Below are 18,865 nucleotides of genomic sequence, written 5' to 3'. Positions count from 1 at the left end.
CTCCAATCGAAGCCTTCAATCTGTGGAGTTGCCATGCCCTCCTGGCGTTGCCTGTTTGCGGTGCCATCACCGCGTCGTGGCGTGGAGGCTTACCTGCTGCTGCTTGCCCGCATCGTCGCCGGTGTGATGTTCTGCGTCTCCGGCTGGAACAAGGTGTTCACCGACGCCGGGCGCGAGCGCATGGTGCATACGTTGGTCGATGCGGGGATTCCGTTCCCGGTATTCAGTGCGCCGGTGCTGGGTGTGATTGAATGGATTGCCGGTGGACTGCTGGTGCTGGGGCTGCTCAGTCGCCCTTCGGCATTGCTGCTGGCGGGCATCTGCGCGGTGGCCGCATTGACCGATGGCATCGCACGCATTCCGGCCGGGCTGAGCGTGCCGGATTGGTTGAGCTGGTTCTTCTACCTCAGCGAAGTGCCGCTTGGGGTGCTGCTGCTTTGGATTGCGGCGGTGGGGAGTGGCCGGTTTGCGATAGAGGCGCGTTGGTCACGCTGACGGCACGCACCCTGTAGAGCCGAGCCCATGCTCGGCTGCTTCTGCGGGAAGATCAGCCGAGCATGGGCTCGGCTCTACAGGCCTTCCGCGCGCAGCCAGCGCCACAGCGTGGTGCGCGATACACCCAGCGCCTGCGCCATCCCCTCGCGATCATTGCGATGTTCCTGCAGCAGCGTTTCCAGTTGCGCACGCGGTGGGCGCTTGCCGTTGCTTTCCACCGGCAATGCTGAAACGCCTTCATTCACCAGTTCGGGCGCCAGCTGCAGTAGTCGCGCGGCATCAATCAGCCCTTCACCGGGCTGCCAGTGGATGCGCAGGCGATCCACCAGATTGCGTAGTTCGCGCACGTTGCCGGGCCAACGTGCGGCGGTCAGCACCGCCAGCGCATCCTCATCCAGTGGCGCATCGATGCCACGCAGCTGGCGGAAGAAGTGCTGCGCCAACAGCGGGATATCGCTGTGCCGCGCACGCAGCGAAGGCAGCGCGATACGCAGCGCGGCCAGGCGGTAATACAGATCACGGCGGAAACTTCCGGCGGCGGCACGTTGTTCCAGTGACTGCAGCGTGGCAGCGACGACGCGCAGATCCACGGGCGTGGGTTCGGTGGCGCCGACGCGCAGCACTTCGCGTTCCTCCAGCACCCGCAGCAGTCGGGTCTGCAGCGGTAGCGGCAGTTCGCCGATTTCGTCCAGGAACAGGGTGCCGCCATCTGCCGCCTCGACCAGGCCAACACGGCCACCACGCCGCGCGCCGGTGAAGGCGCCATCGCTGTAGCCGAACAGCTCCGCTTCCAGCAGCGATTCGCTGATCGCGCCGCAGTTCAGTGCCACGAAGCGTCCGCGACGACCGCTGGCGGCGTGCAGCTGGCGCGCCACCAGTTCCTTGCCGGTGCCGGTTTCGCCGCTGACCAGCACGGTGCTGTCATGTGGGGCGTAGAGCGCGATCTGCGCGCGCACCTGCGCCATCGCGTCGCTGTCGCCGAGTAGTTCATGCGCATCGGCACGCGCTGCCGGGCGCCGGCGCGGGGCAGGGCGGTTGCTGCCGGAACGTGCCAGGGTCTGGGTCAGTTCCAGCGCATGTTCGAACGCCTGCCGCACCGAGTCGGCCGAATACAGCAGCACCCCGGGCAGACCGGCCTGTTCTGCATGGTCGATGGCCATGCCGGTGCCGACGATCACCTCGATGCCGTTGGCGCGCAGGTCGGCGATGCAGTCTCGTGCGTCCTCGCGGGTGACGAAGCGGCGATGTTCGATATCCAGGCCGAAACTCTGCTGGAAGTTGCTGAACACTGGTACATCGCTGGCGTGGGTGACCAGGCCGATGCGCGGAGCGATGCGTCGCGCGCGCGCCAGTGCTTCCATCAGGTCGAAGCCGTTGGCCTGGATCGGCACCAGCGGCAGCTCCAGCCGACCACGCAGCCACGCCGCATTGGAGCCGCCGGCGATCACCACATCGCAGTGCTCGCGACGCAGGCGCTGCCCGATCACGTCCACCGCTTCCTCGAAGCCGAGGTTGATCTGCTCGATGCGTGCGCGGCGGTCGAACTCGGGAATGACGTCGCCGAGCAGGCCGGTCAGCCGCGAGACGCTGACGGTCCAGATCACCGGGCGGCCGGGGTCGGTATCGGCGTGGCGCAGGGGTGATCGGGGCAGGTACATGGCGGCGGGTTCGGGTGGGGTGTTTCATGATACATCCGTTTCAATGTTTTATTTGTTTCACCGTTGCGTGCCGGTCATCCCCGTGAAATCAACCGCTTGCAGCTTGGCATGGTGCTTGCGCCTACCTTCCCGTTCTTCAACCTGGATTGCCGCATGACCGCTTCCGCCCCATTCTCCGCCGGTGCCCGCTTCCGTGAGGCGCTGGCTGCCGAATCGCCGCTGCAGGTGATCGGCGCGATCAACGCCAACCATGCGCTGCTGGCCAAGCGCGCTGGCTTCCGTGCCATCTACCTGTCCGGCGGCGGCGTTGCCGCTGGTTCGCTGGGCCTGCCGGACCTGGGTATCAACACCCTGGAAGACGTGCTGATCGACGTGCGGCGCATCACCGATGTCTGCGACCTGCCGCTGATGGTCGACATCGATACCGGTTTCGGCCCGAGCGCGTTCAACATCGCGCGCACCGTGAAGTCGCTGATCAAGGCCGGCGCGGCCGCCTGCCACATCGAGGACCAGGTCGGCGCCAAGCGCTGCGGTCACCGCCCCGGCAAGGAGATCGTCTCGCAGGGTGAAATGGTCGACCGCGTGAAGGCGGCTGCCGATGCCAAGACCGATCCGGACTTCTTCCTGATCGCGCGCACCGACGCCATCCAGGTGGACGGCGTGGACAAGGCCATCGAGCGCGCCATCGCCTGCGTTGAGGCGGGTGCCGACGGCATCTTCGCCGAGGCCGCCTACGACCTGGACACCTACCGCCGCTTCGTCGACGCGGTGAAGGTACCGGTGCTGGCCAACATCACCGAATTCGGTGCCACCCCGCTGTTCAGCCGCGATGAACTGGCCTCGGCCGGCGTGGCCATCCAGCTGTTCCCGCTGTCAGCGTTCCGTGCGGCCAACAAGGCCGCCGAAAATGTCTACCAGGCGGTGCGCCGCGATGGCCATCAGCGCAATGTGGTGGAGAGCATGCAGACGCGCGAAGAGCTGTATGACCGCATCGGCTACCACGCCTTCGAGCAGCAGCTCGATGCACTGTTCGCCGCCAAGAAATAAGCAGTACCCTGCACCATCAGTTTTCGGAGGGAAAACATGAACGATACGACCGCAACCCCGACCTTCAAGCCGAAGAAGTCCGTCGCCCTGTCCGGCACTGCTGCCGGCAACACTGCGCTGTGCAGCGTGGGCCGCAGCGGCAACGATCTGCACTACCGTGGCTACGACATCCTGGACCTGGCCAACACCAGCGAGTTCGAGGAAATCGCCTACCTGCTGGTGCACGGCAAGCTGCCGACCCGCGCCGAGCTGGTTTCGTACAAGGCCAAGCTGAAGTCGCTGCGTGGCATTCCGGCCGCGGTGAAGGCGGCGCTGGAAGAGCTGCCGCCGTCGGCGCACCCGATGGACGTGATGCGCACTGGCGTGTCCGTGCTCGGCTGCGTGTCGCCGGAAAAGGACGACCACAACCATCCGGGCGCGCGCGACATCGCCGACAAGCTGATGGCCTGCCTCGGCTCGATGCTGCTGTACTGGTACCACTGGAGCCACAACGGCCGTGCCATCGACGTGGAAACCGACGATGACTCGATCGGAGGTCACTTCCTGCACCTGCTGCATGGCGAGAAGCCGCAGGATTCGTGGGTGAAGGCGATGCACACCTCGCTGATCCTGTACGCCGAGCACGAATTCAATGCCTCCACCTTCGCCTGCCGCGTCATCGCCGGCACCGGCAGCGACATGTACAGCGCGATCTGCGGTGGCATCGGTGCGCTGCGCGGTCCCAAGCATGGCGGTGCCAATGAAGTGGCCTTCGAGGTGCAGAAGCGCTACGACAATCCCGACGAGGCCGAGGAAGACATCAAGGCCCGCGTGGAGCGCAAGGAAGTGGTGATTGGTTTCGGCCACCCGGTCTACACCGTGTCCGATCCGCGCAACAAGGTGATCAAGGACGTGGCCCGCGAGCTGTCCGAAGAGCAGTCCAGCCTGAAGATGTACGACATTGCCGAGCGCCTGGAAACGGTCATGTGGGACATCAAGAAGATGTTCCCGAACCTGGACTGGTTCAGCGCCGTCAGCTACCACATGATGGGCGTGCCGACCGCGATGTTCACCCCCCTGTTCGTGATCGCCCGCACCGCCGGCTGGAGCGCGCACATCGTCGAGCAGCGCATCGACGGCAAGATCATCCGCCCGAGCGCCAACTACATCGGTCCGGAAGACCGCGACTTCGTCGCCATCGACAAGCGCGTCTGATCCACCTGCTGTACCCATCCGGCCGGCCGCGTGCCGGCCGGATGCTTTCGCCGCCGCACCGCCGGCACCCGGCCCGCCTCAAGCACTCCGCCAGCCCATGAATACCGATTACCGCAAGAACCTCCCCGGCAGCTCGCTGGATTATTTCGACGCGCGTGCCGCTGTCGATGCGATCCAGCCGGGCGCCTATGCCACGCTGCCGTACGTGTCGCGCGTGCTGGCCGAAAACCTGGTGCGTCGTTGTGATCCGGCCACGCTGACCGATTCGCTGAAGCAGCTGATCGAGCGCCGTCGCGACCTGGATTTCCCCTGGTTCCCCGCGCGCGTGGTGTGCCATGACATCCTCGGCCAAACCGCGTTGGTCGACCTGGCTGGCCTGCGTGATGCGATCGCCGACAAGGGTGGTGATCCGGCTAAGGTCAATCCGGTGGTGCCGGTGCAGCTGATCGTCGATCACTCGCTGGCGGTGGAATGCGGTGGTTACGATCCGCAGGCGTTCGAGAAGAACCGCGCCATCGAGGATCGCCGCAACGAAGACCGTTTCCACTTCATCGACTGGACCAAGCTGGCCTTCGAGAACGTGGACGTGATTCCGCCGGGCAACGGCATCATGCACCAGATCAACCTGGAGAAGATGTCGCCGGTGATCTACGTGCAGAACGGGGTGGCCTTCCCGGATACCTGCGTGGGCACCGACAGCCACACCCCGCACGTGGATGCGCTGGGCGTGATCGCGATTGGTGTGGGCGGCCTGGAAGCGGAGAACGTGATGCTGGGCCGCGCGTCCTGGATGCGCCTGCCCGACACCGTCGGTGTCGAACTGAGTGGCCGCCCTCAGCCGGGCATCACCGCCACCGATGTGGTGCTGGCCCTGACCGAATTCCTGCGCAAGGAACGCGTGGTCGGTGCGTGGCTTGAATTCTTCGGCGAGGGTGCCGCGGCACTGACCATCGGTGACCGCGCCACCATTTCCAACATGTGCCCGGAGTACGGCGCGACCGCCGCGATGTTCTACATCGACGGGCAGACCATCGATTACCTTCGCCTGACCGGCCGCGAGGAATCGCAGGTGGCGCTGGTGGAGAACTACGCTCGTACCACCGGCCTGTGGGCCGATGACCTGGCCACCGCACAGTACGAGCGCGTGCTGCGCTTCGATCTGTCCAGCGTGGTGCGCAACATGGCCGGCCCGTCCAACCCGCACAAGCGCGTGGCCACCGCCGAGCTGGCCGAGCGCGGCATCGCCGACGAAGCCAAGCTGGAAGCGGGCAAGGCCGAGCAGGCGCAGGGGCTGATGCCCGATGGCGCGGTGATCATCGCCGCCATCACCAGCTGCACCAATACGTCCAACCCGCGCAACGTGATCGCCGCCGCACTGCTGGCGCGCAAGGCCAACGAACGTGGCCTGCTGCGCAAGCCGTGGGTGAAGTCGTCGCTGGCGCCGGGCTCGAAGGCGGTGCAGCTGTACCTGGAAGAGGCCGGCCTGCTGCCGGACCTGGAAAAGCTCGGCTTCGGCATCGTCGCCTTCGCCTGCACCACCTGCAACGGCATGAGTGGCGCGCTGGATCCGGCGATCCAGCAGGAGATCATCGACCGTGACCTGTATTCCACCGCCGTGTTGTCGGGCAACCGCAACTTCGATGGCCGCATCCACCCGTATGCGAAGCAGGCCTTCCTGGCTTCGCCGCCGCTGGTGATCGCCTATGCCATCGCCGGCACCGTGCGCTTCGACATCGAGAAGGACGTGCTGGGTGTGGATGCCGATGGCAACGAGGTGCGCCTGAAGGACATCTGGCCGACCGATGCCGAGATTGATGCTGTGGTGAAGGCTTCGGTGAAGCCCGAGCAGTTCCGCAAGGTCTACAACCCGATGTTCAACGTGCGTGTGGAGCACGGTGCGGCGGTCAGCCCGCTGTACGACTGGCGCCCGCATAGCACCTACATCCGTCGCCCGCCGTACTGGGAGGGCGCGCTGGCCGGTGAGCGTACGCTGTCTGGCATGCGCGCATTGGCGGTGCTGCCGGACAACATCACCACCGACCACCTGTCGCCGTCCAACGCGATCCTGGCGTCCAGTGCCGCCGGTGAGTACCTGGCGAAGATGGGCCTGCCGGAAGAGGACTTCAATTCCTACGCCACCCACCGCGGTGACCACCTGACCGCGCAGCGCGCCACCTTCGCCAACCCGAAGCTGTTCAACGAGATGGTGCGCAACGACGACGGCAGCGTGAAGCAGGGTTCGCTGGCGCGCGTGGAGCCGGAAGGCAAGGTCATGCGCATGTGGGAAGCGATCGAAACCTACATGGACCGCAAGCAGCCGCTGATCATCATCGCCGGTGCCGACTACGGCCAGGGCAGCTCGCGTGACTGGGCCGCCAAGGGCGTGCGCCTGGCCGGCGTGGAGGCGATCGCGGCCGAAGGCTTCGAACGGATTCACCGTACCAACCTGATCGGCATGGGCGTGCTGCCGCTGGAGTTCAAGCCGGGCACCACCCGCCTGACCCTGGGCATCGATGGCACCGAGACCTTCGACGTGATCGGCGAGCGCACCCCGTGCGCCGACCTGACCCTGGTCATCCACCGCCGCGACGGCCAGGACGTGATCGTGCCGGTCACCTGCCGCCTGGACAGCGACGAGGAAGTGGCGATCTACGAAGCCGGCGGTGTGCTGCAGCGCTTCGCCCAGGACTTCCTGGAAGGCGCCAAGGTGGCGTGATGCCGGACTGAATGCCTGCCCCCGGAGGCCGGGGGCGGGCTTGTCCGACACCAGGGCAGGGCGCACACTGACTTGGCAAAAACTGCCAAAGGAGAGTTTCATGGCCACCATGAACATTTCGCTGACCGATCCGCTCAAGCAGTTCGTGGACGAAGAAGTGCGCGAAGGCGGCTACTCCAGCACGTCGGACTATGTGCGTGACCTGATCCGCCAGCGCCAGCGCAGCAAGGCTGAAGAGCTGCTCAAGCAGCTGATTGCCGAGGGGCTGGCTTCTGGGCCTGCCGTTCCGGTGACTGCGGCCACATTCGAGCGGATGCGTCGCGAGCTGACCGAAAGGATGGAGCGTGAAGGCGATTGAATGGAGGCCCCGGGCCGAGACAGACGCAGCCGACGCCGCGCTGTGGTACGCACGACAGGGAGGGCTGGCACTGGGTCAGCGCTTTCTCGCCGAGCTGGAGGCCACGCTTCAACGTATTGCGATGTTCCCTGCGTCAGGTTCCGTCCGCCATGCCGACCTCGCCGCACAGTTGCCGGCACTCCTGCGCTTCATGCAGGTTCCGGGCTTTGAACGCTATCTCGTCTACTACCTCGATCTGCCGGACCGCGTGGACGTCATGCGGGTGTGGTGCGTTGATCGTGGCCTTGACGCACTGATGCAAGACATTTCCTGAAATCCAAACGCTTGGATCCGACGATGAATTTTCTTCCGCAACTCCGAATTCCCGCCACCTACATGCGCGGCGGCACCAGCAAGGGCGTGTTCTTCCGCCTGCAGGACCTGCCCGAGGCCGCGCAGGTGCCGGGCGCCGCGCGTGACGCGCTGCTGATGCGCGTGATCGGTTCGCCCGATCCGTATGGCAAGCAGACCGATGGCATGGGCGGCGCCACCTCCAGCACCAGCAAGTGCGTGATCATCTCCACTGCCTCTGTGCCGGATCACGATGTCGACTATCTGTACGGTCAGGTGGCGATCGACACCGCCTTCGTCGATTGGAGCGGCAACTGCGGCAATCTCAGCACTGCGGTGGGTCCGTTCGCAATCGCCAACGGTCTGATCGATCCGGCCCGGGTACCGCGTGACGGCCTGTGCACCGTACGCATCTGGCAGGCCAACATCGGCAAGACCATCATCGCCCACGTGCCGATGCGCGATGGCGAAGTGCAGGAGATCGGCGATTTCGAGCTGGACGGCGTGACCTTCCCGGCGGCCGAGATCCAGCTGGAATTCATCGATCCGTCCGATGACGGCGATGCGGGTGCGATGTTCCCGACCGGCAATCTGGTCGATACCCTGGAAGTGCCCGGCGTGGGCAGCTTCGAGGTGACCATGATCACCGCTGGCATCCCGACGATCTTCCTCAACGCTGCCGATCTGGGCTACAGCGGCACCGAGCTGCAGCCGGCGATCAATGAGGACAAGGCCGCACTGCAGAAGTTCGAGACCATCCGCGCGCATGGCGCGCTGCGCATGGGTCTGATCAAGAACCTGGAAGATGCGGCAACCCGCCAGCACACGCCGAAGGTCGCCTTCGTGGCGCCGGCGCAGGACTATGTGTCATCCAGCGGCAAGGCCATTCCGGCCTCGGCCATCGACCTGCATGCGCGCGCACTGTCGATGGGCAAGCTGCACCACGCGATGATGGGCACCGCCGCCGTGGCGATCGGCACTGCCGCGGCGATTCCGGGCACTCTGGTCAATCGTGCGGCCGGTGGTGGCGAGCGCGAGGCGGTGACCTTCGGCCACCCCTCCGGCACGCTGCGCGTGGGCGCGCAGGCCGGTCTCGTTGACGGCCAGTGGACGGTGACCAAGGCCATCATGAGCCGCAGCGCCCGCGTGCTGATGGAAGGCAAGGTGCGGGTGCCGGCCGAGTAACCAGCAGGTCGGCGCTGGCATCACACGCTTCGGTAGATGCCAACCTTGGTTGGCATGGCATTGGCACCGCCCGGGCAATGTCCAGCGCCAACCAAGGTTGGCGACTACCGGGAGGCGCGGCCTGACCTGCTTTTCTGAAGAGGAGATCGACGATGTCCGATAACCACACCCCATCCAACGAGCGTGCAGCGTGGGATGCGCTGCTGGTGGACATCGTCGACTACGTGCGCGACGCGCGCATCGACTCACCCCTGGCGTTCCAGACCGCGCACCACTGCCTGCTCGACACGCTGGGCTGCGGTTTGGAAGCGCTGTCCTTCCCGGCCTGCAGCAAGCTGCTCGGTCCTCTGGTGCCGGGCATCAGCGTGGTCAACGGCGCGCGCGTACCGGGCACGCACTACGTGCTGGACCCGGTGCAGGCCGCCTTCAACCTGGGCGCGATGGTGCGCTGGCTGGATTTCAACGACACATGGCTGGCCGCCGAATGGGGCCACCCGTCGGACAACCTCGGCGGCATCCTCGCCGTCTGCGATTGGCTGGGACGCAATGCGCAGGCCCTGCGCCGCCCGCCGCCGACCGTGCAGGACGTGCTGCTGGCGATGATCAAGGCGCATGAGATCCAGGGCGTGTTGGCGCTGAAGAATTCGTTCAACCGGGTCGGGCTGGACCATGTGGTGCTGGTCAAGGTGGCGACCACCGCCGTGGTAGCGCAGCTGCTCGGGCTTGATCGCGAACGCATGCTCAATGCAGTGTCGCTGGCCTGGGTCGATGGCCAGGCGCTGCGGACCTACCGGCACGCGCCCAACACCGGCTCGCGCAAGAGCTGGGCCGCCGGCGATGCCACCAGCCGTGGCGTGCGCCTGGCGCTGATCGCGGCAACGGGTGAAATGGGCTATCCGAGCGTGCTCAGTGCACCGACCTGGGGCTTCGAGGCAGTGTCCATGCATGGCCAGGCATTGACGCTGGAGAGACCGCTGGGCAGCTATGTGATGGAGAACGTGCTGTTCAAGATCAGCTACCCGGCCGAGTTCCACGGCCAGACCGCAGTGGAGGCAGCGATTACGCTGCACCAGCAATTGCGCGTGGCCGGGCGGCGCGCCGAGGACATCGAACACATCGCGATCCGGACCCAGGACGCCTGCATCCGCATCATCGACAAGCAGGGCCCGCTGCACAATCCGGCCGACCGCGACCACTGCGTGCAGTACATGATCGCCATCGCGCTGCTGCATGGGCGGCTGGTGGCCGAGGACTATGAGGACGACGTCGCCGCCGATCCGCGCATCGACGCATTGCGCGCAAAGATGGCCTGCCACGAGGATCCGCAGCTCAGCGCCGACTACCTGGACCCGGACAAGCGCAGCATCGCCAACGGCCTCAGCGTGCGCTTCAACGATGGCAGCGAACTGCCGGAGGTGCTGGTGGAGTACCCGCTCGGCCATGCCCGGCGCCGCGAGGAAGGCATTCCGCTGCTGAAGGACAAGTTCCGCCGGCACCTGGCCCATCGCTTCCCGACCGCCCAGCAGCAGCGCATCCTGGCGGCATCGCTGGACCCGGTGGCGCTGGCGGCGATGCCGGTGACCGATTACGTGGACCTGTACCTGCCGGGGTAGCAACGCTTTGGTGGGTGCCAACCTTGGTTGGCACGGGCCCAACGCCAACCAAGGTTGGCGGCTATCGGGACCGCCTTGGTCGGCACGGATCCGATCCAGCCGGGCGCGGCCCGGTGCGACCGTTCCGATGCATTCCTGCCGAATTCGCGTCAACACCTTGACGCGGCCTGCCTATAATGGCCACCTCGATCAAGGAGTGACGACATGAGCGGTCCGGCACGGCGGAAGCGGTGGGGATGGGCGGCGGCGGTACTGGCAGGAGGCCTGTTGCTGGGCCTGGCCGGCTGCCGCAACGACAGCGGGCAGCTGCCCAAGAGCAGCGGTGAGGCCATCACCACCAAGGCCGAGCAGGTGAAGGAATTCACCCTGCTGCGCGCTTACCCGGACCGGAAGAATGAAGGCCTGTCGCTGGCGCTGGAGTTCTCGCGCCCGCTGGTCGGCACCCAGGATTTCGACAAGCTGGTGCGCTTCGAAGAGAAGGTCGGCACCGACGACAGCAGCTGGACGCTGTCCGATGACGGCCTGACCCTGCGTTACCCGTTCGTCGAGGCTGGCAAGGAGTTCAGCCTGGTGGTCTCGCCGGACCTGCTGGCCGCCGATGGCAGCCGCCTGGGCAAGGAACTGAAGCAGAAGGTGTTCAGCGGCGAGCTGAAGCCGGTGGTCGGTTTCGCCTCGCAGGGCAGCGTTCTGCCGGCCAAGGACAGCCGTGGCCTGCCGGTGGTCTCGGTGAACGTGCCCGAGGTTGATGTTGAATTCCTGCGCGTGCGCGAGAAGGACCTGCCGACTTTCTTCAGCCAGTACCAGCGCGGTGGCCGCCGCGGCAGCTGGGAGCTGAGCAGTGACTACGAGCGCAGCCCGATCAACAAGCTGGCCGAGCCGGTCTACGTCAACCGCTTCATCCTTGGTGGCAAGAAGAACGAGCGGGTGCTGACCTACCTGCCGACCCAGGACATCAAGGAACTGCAGGAGCCAGGCCTGTACTTCGCCCTGCTCAAGCGTACCGGCGACTATGAAGGCGAGTTCGATACCGCGTTCTTCTCGGTCAGCGACATCGGCCTGCATACCCGCGCCTACAAGGACAAGCTGTTCGTGCACACCGCCGGCCTCAAGGACGGTGCGCCGCTGAAGGGCATCGACCTGCGCGTGCTCGACGCCAAGGGCGAGGTGGTGCTGAAGGGCAGCACCGACGGCAACGGCAATGCGCTGCTGAACTACACGCTGGATGCCACCCACGTGCTGGTCGCCAGCACGGGCAAGGACACCAGCTTCCTGCCGTTCAACCAGCCGGCGCTGGACCTGAGCGAATTTGCCGTGGCCGGTCGTGACAATGCCTGGTTCGACGTTTACGCCTGGTCCGGCCGTGACCTGTACCGCCCGGGCGAGACCGTGCGCCTGTCCGCCCTGCTGCGCGACAACGATGGCAAGCCGGTCAAGGCACAGCCGGTGTTCCTGCGCCTGAAGCAGCCCGACGGCAAGACCTTCCGCGAGACCCGCCTGCAGCCGGGCGAGCAGGGCTACATCAACTTCGAGCAGGTGATCCCCGCCGAGGCGCCGACCGGGCGCTGGCAGGTCGAGTTCCGCACCGATCCGGCCAGCAAGGAAGCGATCCAGGGCATGACCCTGCGCATCGAGGAGTTCCTGCCCGAGCGCATGAAGCTGGACCTGGACAGCGCGCAGAAGACGCTGAAGCCGGGCGAGGACCTGCGCCTGCAGGCCAATGGTGCCTACCTGTACGGTGCGCCGGCCGACGGCAACCGTTTCACTGCGCGCATGGCGGTGGCCGCCGAACAGCAGCCAGTCGAAGGCCTGCCGGGCTACTTCTTCGGTGACCCGACCCTGCAGCTGCCGCGCGAAGCCAAGGACGTGATCGACTCCACGCTGCCGGGCAACGGCCAGCTGCGTGAGGATGTGGCATTGCCGGAAGAGGCCGCCAAGGCCAAGGCACCGATCGCCGTGGTGCTGTCCGGCAGCCTGTATGAAACCGGTGGCCGTACCGTCACCCGTACCCTGAAGCGGGTGATGTGGCCGGCCAACGCGCTGGTTGGCGTGCGCCCGCTGTTCAACCCCGAGGATGGTGCCGACTCCAACGGCAATGCGCGCTTCGAGCTGATGCGCGTGGATGCCGCCGGCAAGCCGCAGCCGGCCAATGGCCTGAAGATCACCCTGGTGCGCGAACTGCGCGACTACCACTGGACCTTCAACGACAACCGCTGGGACTACGATTTCACCCGCCGTTTCGAGAACAAGGAAACCCGCACCGTCGATGCCGGCAGCAGCGCGGTCGCCTTCGATTTCCCGGTGGAGTGGGGCGAGTACCGGGTGGACGTGTTCGATCCGTCCACCGGCCTGACCAGCCGTTACCCGTTCCGCGCCGGCTGGAGCTGGGGCGATGACAACCGTGGCCTGGATGCACGCCCGGACAAGGTCAAGCTGGGCCTGGACAAGACCGGCTACAAGGCCGGTGACACCCTGGAAGTGACGGTGACCCCGCCGCATGCCGGCAAGGGCATCCTGATGGTCGAGACCGACCGCATGCTGTACGTGCAGGACATCGAGGCCAAGCCGGGTTCGACCTTCAAGATTCCGGTCACCGCCGATTGGGAGCGCCACGACGTCTACATCACCGCACTGGTGTTCCGCGGCGGCAGCGCGCCGAGCAAGATCACCCCGGCCCGTGCTGTGGGCGTGGTGCATGTGCCGATGGACCGCAAGGGCCGCACCGTGGCGGTCGGCCTGGTGGCGCCCAAGCAGATGCGCCCGGAGCAGGACCTGCCGGTGACGGTCAGTGCACCGCAGCTGGCCGGCAAGATGGCGCACGTCACCGTCTCGGCGGTGGACGTGGGCATCCTCAACATCACCCGCTTCCCGGTGCCCGATGCCGGTGCGCACTTCTTCGCCCAGCGTCGCCTCGGCATCGATGCCTACGACATCTACAGCCGGGTGATCGAGAGCTTTGATGGCGGTGCCGGCAAGCTGAAGTTCGGTGGCGACATGGCGTTGCAGGCATTGCCGCAGGCCAAGCGCCCGACCGCGCGCGTGCAGACCGTGGACCTGTTCTCCGGCCCGGTGCAGCTCGATGCCAAGGGCATCGCCCGCATCCGCCTGAAGGTGCCGGACTTCAACGGCACGCTGCGGGTGTCGGCACTGGTCTACAGCGATGACCAGTACGGCAAGCGCGATGTGGAAACCGTGGTGCGCGCGCCGATCCTGGCCGAAGCCAGCATGCCGCGCGTGCTCGCCCCGGGCGACCGCAGCACCGTGACCCTGGACGTGCAGAACTTCACCGGCAAGCCGGGCCAGTTCAACGTGAAGGTGGAAAGCGAAGGCCCGCTGAACCTGGGCGAGGGCAGCCGCAGCGTGCAGTTGAATGCTGATGCCAAGACAACGCTGAGTTTCCCGCTGTCGGCGCGTGAGGGCCACAGCGTGGCCAAGGTGCGCGTACGTGTGGACGGCAACGGCTTCAAGGCTGATCGCCGCTACGAGCTGCCGGTGCGTGCGGCGTGGCCGCAGGTGCTGCGTTCGCAGGTGCGCACGCTGGATCCGCTGGCAGCGGTCAGTCTCGACAACAGCCTGACCGATGGCCTGATGTCCGAGTCGGTGAATGCCCGCCTGCTGGTCAGCCCGCTGCCGCCGATCCCGTTCGCCAGTGCGCTGCAGGGCGCGCTGAACTACCCGTACGGCTGTGCCGAGCAGACCACCAGCAAGGGCTACGCCGCGCTGATCCTGGACCAGGCGACGTCGTCGATGCTCGGTGCCGACGGGCTGGATGCCAAGACCCGCCGCGAGCGCATGGAAGGCGCATTCGGCCGCCTGGCGTCGATGCAGGTGGCCAATGGCAACTTCTCGATGTGGGGGGACGACGGCTATGTGAACCCGTGGCTGACCCCGTACATCACCGAGTTCCTGCTCGATGCCAAGGATGCCGGCTTCGCGGTGCCCGACAACGTGCTGCAGAAGGCACTGAACCGTCTCAGCGAGGATCTGTTGTCCGGTGGCAACCAGTTCTACGGCCAGGACGACCGCGAAAAGCTGAAGTTCGCCAACCAGGCGTATTCGGGCTACGTGCTGGCCCGGGTCAACCGTGCGCCGCTGGGTACCCTGCGCACGCTGTACGACAACGAGCGCAGCAAGGCGGTCGGCGGCCTGTCGCTGGTCCATCTGGGCGTGGCGCTGTCGCTGCAGGGCGATGCCAAGCGCGGTCAGGCCGCGCTGGCCGCGGCCTTCGCCAAGTCCAGCAGCGAACGCCCGTCGTACTTCGGCGACTACGGCAGTGCGATCCGTGATGACGCGCTGATGATCGCGCTGACCCACGAAAACAAGCTGGCCAAGCCCGCGTGGGACGCGCGTGCGGTGGATCTCGGCCGTGGCCTGGATGCGCGCCGCAATGCCGGCTGGATGTGGCTGAGCACGCAGGAGCAGGTGGCCATCGCCCGTCTTGGCAAGGCCCTGGCCGCCAACCAGAAGGCACTGGTGGCCGGTGAACTGGTGATTGGTGGCAACACCGAAGCCATCGGCGAGCGAAAGCTGTTCGGCCGCAACTTCAGCGCCAGTGAGCTGGCCAGCGGCGTGCGCTTCACCCCGCAGGGCCAGCCGCCGATGTTCGCCAGCATCGACGTGGCCGGCATCCCGCGCAGCGCGCCGGCACCGGACAACAGTGTGCTGGGCATTGAGCGCAGCTACTACGGCACCGATGGCAAGCCGTGGTCGCCGCGTCCGCTGAAGGAAGGCGAAGCCCTGATCGTGCGCGTGACGGTCACCGCCGACACCACGATGCCCGATGCCCTGCTGACCGACCTGTTGCCGGCGGGTCTGGAGATCGAGAACTTCAATCTGGGCGACGCCAAGCAGTGGGCCGATGTGGTGGTTGATGGCATCACCATCAGCGACCGCGGTGAAGCCGCCGACACCAAGCATGAGGAGTTCCGCGACGACCGCTATGTGGCCGCGCTGAAGCTCTCGCGTGGCAGCAAGGCCAACGTGTTCTATCTGGTGCGCGCGGTGACCCCGGGTACTTACTCGGTGCCGCCGCCGCTGGTGGAGGACATGTACCGGCCGCAGCTGCGTGGCGTCGGCCGCAGCAACCCGACCACGATCACGGTGGTACAGCCGTGACCGCGCGGACGGGCCGCGAGGGCGCGGCCCGTCCCGCTGGCAAGCTCCAATCCGGCACGCTGCAATGAAGAAGACGATGTCGACCCGGCTGGCGGCCCTGCGCCGCTGGCTGCGGCCGCTGTGGCCGTGGCTGCGCTGGGGTACGGCGGCCCTGCTGGCACTGCTGCTGGTGCTGGATTTCGCCTTCCCGCCACCGCTGCCGAAGCAACGCGATACCAGCACCCTGGTGGTCGCCGCCGACGGCACGCCGTTGCGTGCGTTTGCCGATGCCGAGGGCGTGTGGCGCTATCCGGCATCGATCGACAGCGTCTCGCCGCTGTACCTGCAGGCGCTGCTGACCTACGAAGACCGCTGGTTCTGGCGCCATCCGGGCATCAACCCGCTGGCGATCCTGCGTGCCAGCGGCCAGCTGCTGCGCGGTGGTCGCATCGTTTCCGGCGGCTCGACCCTGACCATGCAGGTCGCGCGCATCCTCGACCCGCATACGCGCACGCCCTGGGGAAAGCTCAAGCAGATGCTGCGCGCGGTGCAGCTGGAAGTTCACCTGAGCAAGCGGCAGATCCTGGCCCTGTATCTGGAGCGCGCGCCCTACGGTGGCACCATCGAGGGCGTGGAAGCGGCCAGCTGGGCCTATCTGGGCAAGCCGGCGGCGCAGCTGTCACATGCCGAGGCCGCGTTGCTGGCGGTACTGCCACAGGCACCAAGCCGGCTGCGCCCGGACCGCCACCCGGAAGCCGCGCAGAAGGCGCGGGACAAGGTGCTGTCACGCATGGCCGAACTGGGCGCGTGGACGCCGGAAGAAGTGCAGGACGCGCGTATCGAGAACGTGGTGGCGCGCTCGCTGCGGCCGCCGCTGCATGCCGCATTGCTTGCGCAGCGACTGCATTCGGCGCATCCAGGACAGGCGCGCATCCAGAGCAGCATCGACATCGGCCTGCAGCGCACGCTGGAAGAGCGCGTGGCCAGCTATTTCTCGACGCTGCCCGAGCGTACTTCGGCGGCCTTGCTGGTGGTCGACAACCAGACCCTGCAGGCGCGTGCCTACGTCGGTACGTTGTCCTTTGGTGACCGCCAGCGGCTCGGCCACGTCGACATGGTGCAGGCCTGGCGCTCGCCGGGCTCCACGCTCAAGCCGTTCCTGTATGCGATGGCGCTGGACGATGGCTTGATCCATTCGGAAAGCCTGCTGGTCGATGCGCCACAGAGTTTCGGTAGCTACCGGCCCGGCAATTTCGACATGGCCTTCAATGGGCCGATCGGCGCGTCCAGCGCATTGCGCCTGTCGCTCAACGTGCCCTCGGTGGACCTGCTGCAGCGGGTCGGGGCCGCGCGCTTTGCTGCACGGCTTTCGCACTCCGGCATCCAGCTGCGCTTCCCGCCGGGCAGCACGCCCAACCTGTCACTGATTCTGGGCGGCACCGGCGCGCGGCTGGAAGATCTGGTCGGCGCGTTCGCGGCGCTGAACCGCAACGGCATTGCCGGACGCGTGCGCTACACCGATGACGAACCGATGATCGAGCGGCGCCTGGCGTCGCCGGGCGCCAGCTGGATCGTGCGCGAGATGCTGGAATCGAACCCACGACCGGGCTACAGCGTCGGTACCTTCGATATCGGTGGCCGCCCGCGCGTGGCCTGGAAGACCGGTACCAGCTATGGCTATCGCGATGCGTGGGCGATTGGCAGCACCCGCCACTACACGGTAGGCGTGTGGGTGGGCCGACCGGACGGCACGCCGTTGCCGGGCCAGTACGGTGCGGTCACTGCACTGCCGCTGATGTTCGAAGTGGTCGACAGCCTGCCGCGCCAGCGTGGCGATTCCGCTGCTGCGCCGATGCCGGCCAGTGTCAGCCAGGAAGACATCTGCTGGCCGACCGGCGAACGTGCCGAGGGGCTGCCCGCGGCACTGTGCCAGCGGCGGATGTCGGCCTACCTGCTGGACGGCGCAGCACCACCGACCTTCCCCGAGCGCGAGGCGCGGCGCTGGCAGCCGGGCCGGCAGCGTTACCTGGCCGATGCGCGGACCGGTCTGCGTGTATCTGCTGATTGCCGTTTGCCGCATGAGGAAGTCGCGCGTGAGATCGCGCGCTGGCCGGCGCTGTTGTCGCCATGGTTACCCAAGGCCACGCGCGAGGCCTCGCAGTTGCCAGCGCTGTCACCGGATTGCCGCGAAGACGGACGCGATGCCAGCGTGGCGCTGCACATCGACGGTCTCAACAACGGCGCTACCCTGGCGCGCGCACCCAATGCCGAACATGGCGTGCGCCTGCAACTGCGCGCGCTGGGCAGCGAGCAGGCAGTGGACTGGTTGCTGGATGGACGCTGGATCGCGCAGACCCATGGCGCGCAGTTGATGCAGCGCGAATTCGCCGAGCCGGGCGCACACACCCTGACCGCGCTGGCGGCCGATGGCGCGTGGACGCAGGTGCGGTTCAACGTTCTCAGGTAGATGCCGACCTTGGTCGGCACTCGGTCCAGCGCCAACAACACCTTTGTGCTCTGGTAGGTGCCAACCTTGGTTGGCACGCGGCGAAGCGCCCACCAAGGTGGGCATCTACCGGATCATTCCCCGATCCACCCATCCAGCAGGTCGGCGAATTCGTCGGCGTGTTCCTCTTCCTGCGCGAGGATCTCTTCAAGGACGCGCTTGGTGGTGGTATCGCGGTCGCCGATGAAGTTGATCATCTCGCGGTAGCTGTCGATGGCGATGCGTTCGGCCACCAGGTTCTCGCGGACCATGTCGCGCAGGTCGCTGCCTTCCTTGTACTCGGCATGCGAGCGCGCGGTCAGCGTGTCGGGGTTGAAGTCCGGCTCGCCGCCGAGCTGGACGATGCGCTCGGCCAGCTTGCCGGCGTGCGCCTGTTCCTGCTGTGCATGCTCGAGGAATTCGGCTTTCACCGCGTCGGCCAACATGCCCTTGGCCATGAAGTAGTGCCGGTAGTAGCGCAGCACGCATACGTACTCGGTGGCCAGTGCATCGTTGAGCAGCTTGATCACGACCTTGCGGTCGGCGCTGTAGCTGTCGGTGATCGCCCCGTCTTCGATGTTGCGCCGCGCGCGTTCGCGCAGGGTCTTGCGGTCACTGATGCCGGGCACCTTTGCGGCAGGCTTTGCGGCTTTGGCTGGCTTGGTGGACATGGCTGGCCGTTTCCTCTTGCGG

12 protein-coding genes are annotated in these 18,865 nt (G+C 66.4%); 10 read left to right on the top strand and 2 right to left on the bottom strand.

Features of this window, described 5'->3' with window-relative positions; translation table 11 throughout:
- Positions 1–33: 33 nt before the first annotated feature.
- Positions 34–495, top strand: coding sequence for a DoxX family protein (locus SMAL_RS15420; RefSeq protein WP_006384211.1), 462 nt, complete (start codon positions 34–36; stop codon positions 493–495).
- 74 nt (positions 496–569) lie between these two features.
- Here SMAL_RS15420 and prpR read toward each other — a convergent pair whose 3' ends face one another.
- Complete coding sequence (prpR, locus tag SMAL_RS15415) at positions 570–2,153, bottom strand: propionate catabolism operon regulatory protein PrpR (protein WP_012511843.1); 1,584 nt, start codon at positions 2,151–2,153, stop codon at positions 570–572.
- 153 nt (positions 2,154–2,306) lie between these two features.
- Between prpR and prpB the strand changes: the two genes are divergently transcribed.
- The 9 genes from prpB to pbpC all read left to right on the top strand — a co-directional run bounded on the left by prpB (position 2,307) and on the right by pbpC (position 18,154).
- Positions 2,307–3,200, top strand: coding sequence for a methylisocitrate lyase (prpB, locus tag SMAL_RS15410; RefSeq protein ID WP_012511842.1), 894 nt, complete (start codon positions 2,307–2,309; stop codon positions 3,198–3,200).
- 36 nt (positions 3,201–3,236) lie between these two features.
- Entirely contained in the window at positions 3,237–4,394 is a 1,158-nt protein-coding gene (prpC, locus tag SMAL_RS15405) for a bifunctional 2-methylcitrate synthase/citrate synthase (RefSeq protein WP_006384137.1), read from the top strand.
- 97 nt (positions 4,395–4,491) lie between these two features.
- Entirely contained in the window at positions 4,492–7,110 is a 2,619-nt protein-coding gene (acnD, locus tag SMAL_RS15400) for a Fe/S-dependent 2-methylisocitrate dehydratase AcnD (protein WP_012511841.1), read from the top strand.
- A gap of 100 nt (positions 7,111–7,210) precedes the next feature.
- Positions 7,211–7,468 (top strand): type II toxin-antitoxin system ParD family antitoxin, encoded by a 258-nt coding sequence (locus tag SMAL_RS15395; RefSeq protein WP_006384133.1) that lies wholly within the window; start codon positions 7,211–7,213, stop codon positions 7,466–7,468.
- Entirely contained in the window at positions 7,455–7,781 is a 327-nt protein-coding gene (locus tag SMAL_RS15390; protein ID WP_006384132.1) for a type II toxin-antitoxin system RelE/ParE family toxin, read from the top strand. Before SMAL_RS15395 ends, SMAL_RS15390 begins: the two co-directional genes overlap by 14 nt.
- A gap of 23 nt (positions 7,782–7,804) precedes the next feature.
- Positions 7,805–8,983 (top strand): 2-methylaconitate cis-trans isomerase PrpF, encoded by a 1,179-nt coding sequence (prpF, locus tag SMAL_RS15385; protein WP_006384130.1) that lies wholly within the window; start codon positions 7,805–7,807, stop codon positions 8,981–8,983.
- Between the two features lie 152 nt (positions 8,984–9,135).
- Positions 9,136–10,596, top strand: a complete 1,461-nt coding sequence (locus SMAL_RS15380) for a bifunctional 2-methylcitrate dehydratase/aconitate hydratase (RefSeq protein WP_006384082.1) — start codon at positions 9,136–9,138, stop codon at positions 10,594–10,596.
- A gap of 204 nt (positions 10,597–10,800) precedes the next feature.
- The gene (locus SMAL_RS15375; protein ID WP_012511840.1) at positions 10,801–15,708 is read left to right on the top strand and encodes an alpha-2-macroglobulin family protein; all 4,908 of its coding nucleotides are present in this window, start codon (positions 10,801–10,803) and stop codon (positions 15,706–15,708) included.
- 64 nt (positions 15,709–15,772) lie between these two features.
- Positions 15,773–18,154 carry a penicillin-binding protein 1C gene (gene pbpC, locus SMAL_RS15370; protein ID WP_012511839.1) on the top strand — a complete coding sequence of 794 codons (2,382 nt, stop codon included), beginning with the start codon at positions 15,773–15,775 and terminating at the stop codon, positions 18,152–18,154.
- Positions 18,155–18,267: 113 nt separating this feature from the next.
- Here pbpC and SMAL_RS15365 read toward each other — a convergent pair whose 3' ends face one another.
- Positions 18,268–18,843 (bottom strand): ferritin-like domain-containing protein, encoded by a 576-nt coding sequence (locus tag SMAL_RS15365; protein WP_006383829.1) that lies wholly within the window; start codon positions 18,841–18,843, stop codon positions 18,268–18,270.
- Positions 18,844–18,865: the final 22 nt, after the last annotated feature.

The organism is Stenotrophomonas maltophilia R551-3, assembly GCF_000020665.1.
In the GTDB taxonomy this organism is placed as follows: Bacteria; Pseudomonadota; Gammaproteobacteria; order Xanthomonadales; family Xanthomonadaceae; genus Stenotrophomonas; species Stenotrophomonas maltophilia_L.
This window is presented reverse-complemented; position numbering and strand designations above follow the sequence as displayed.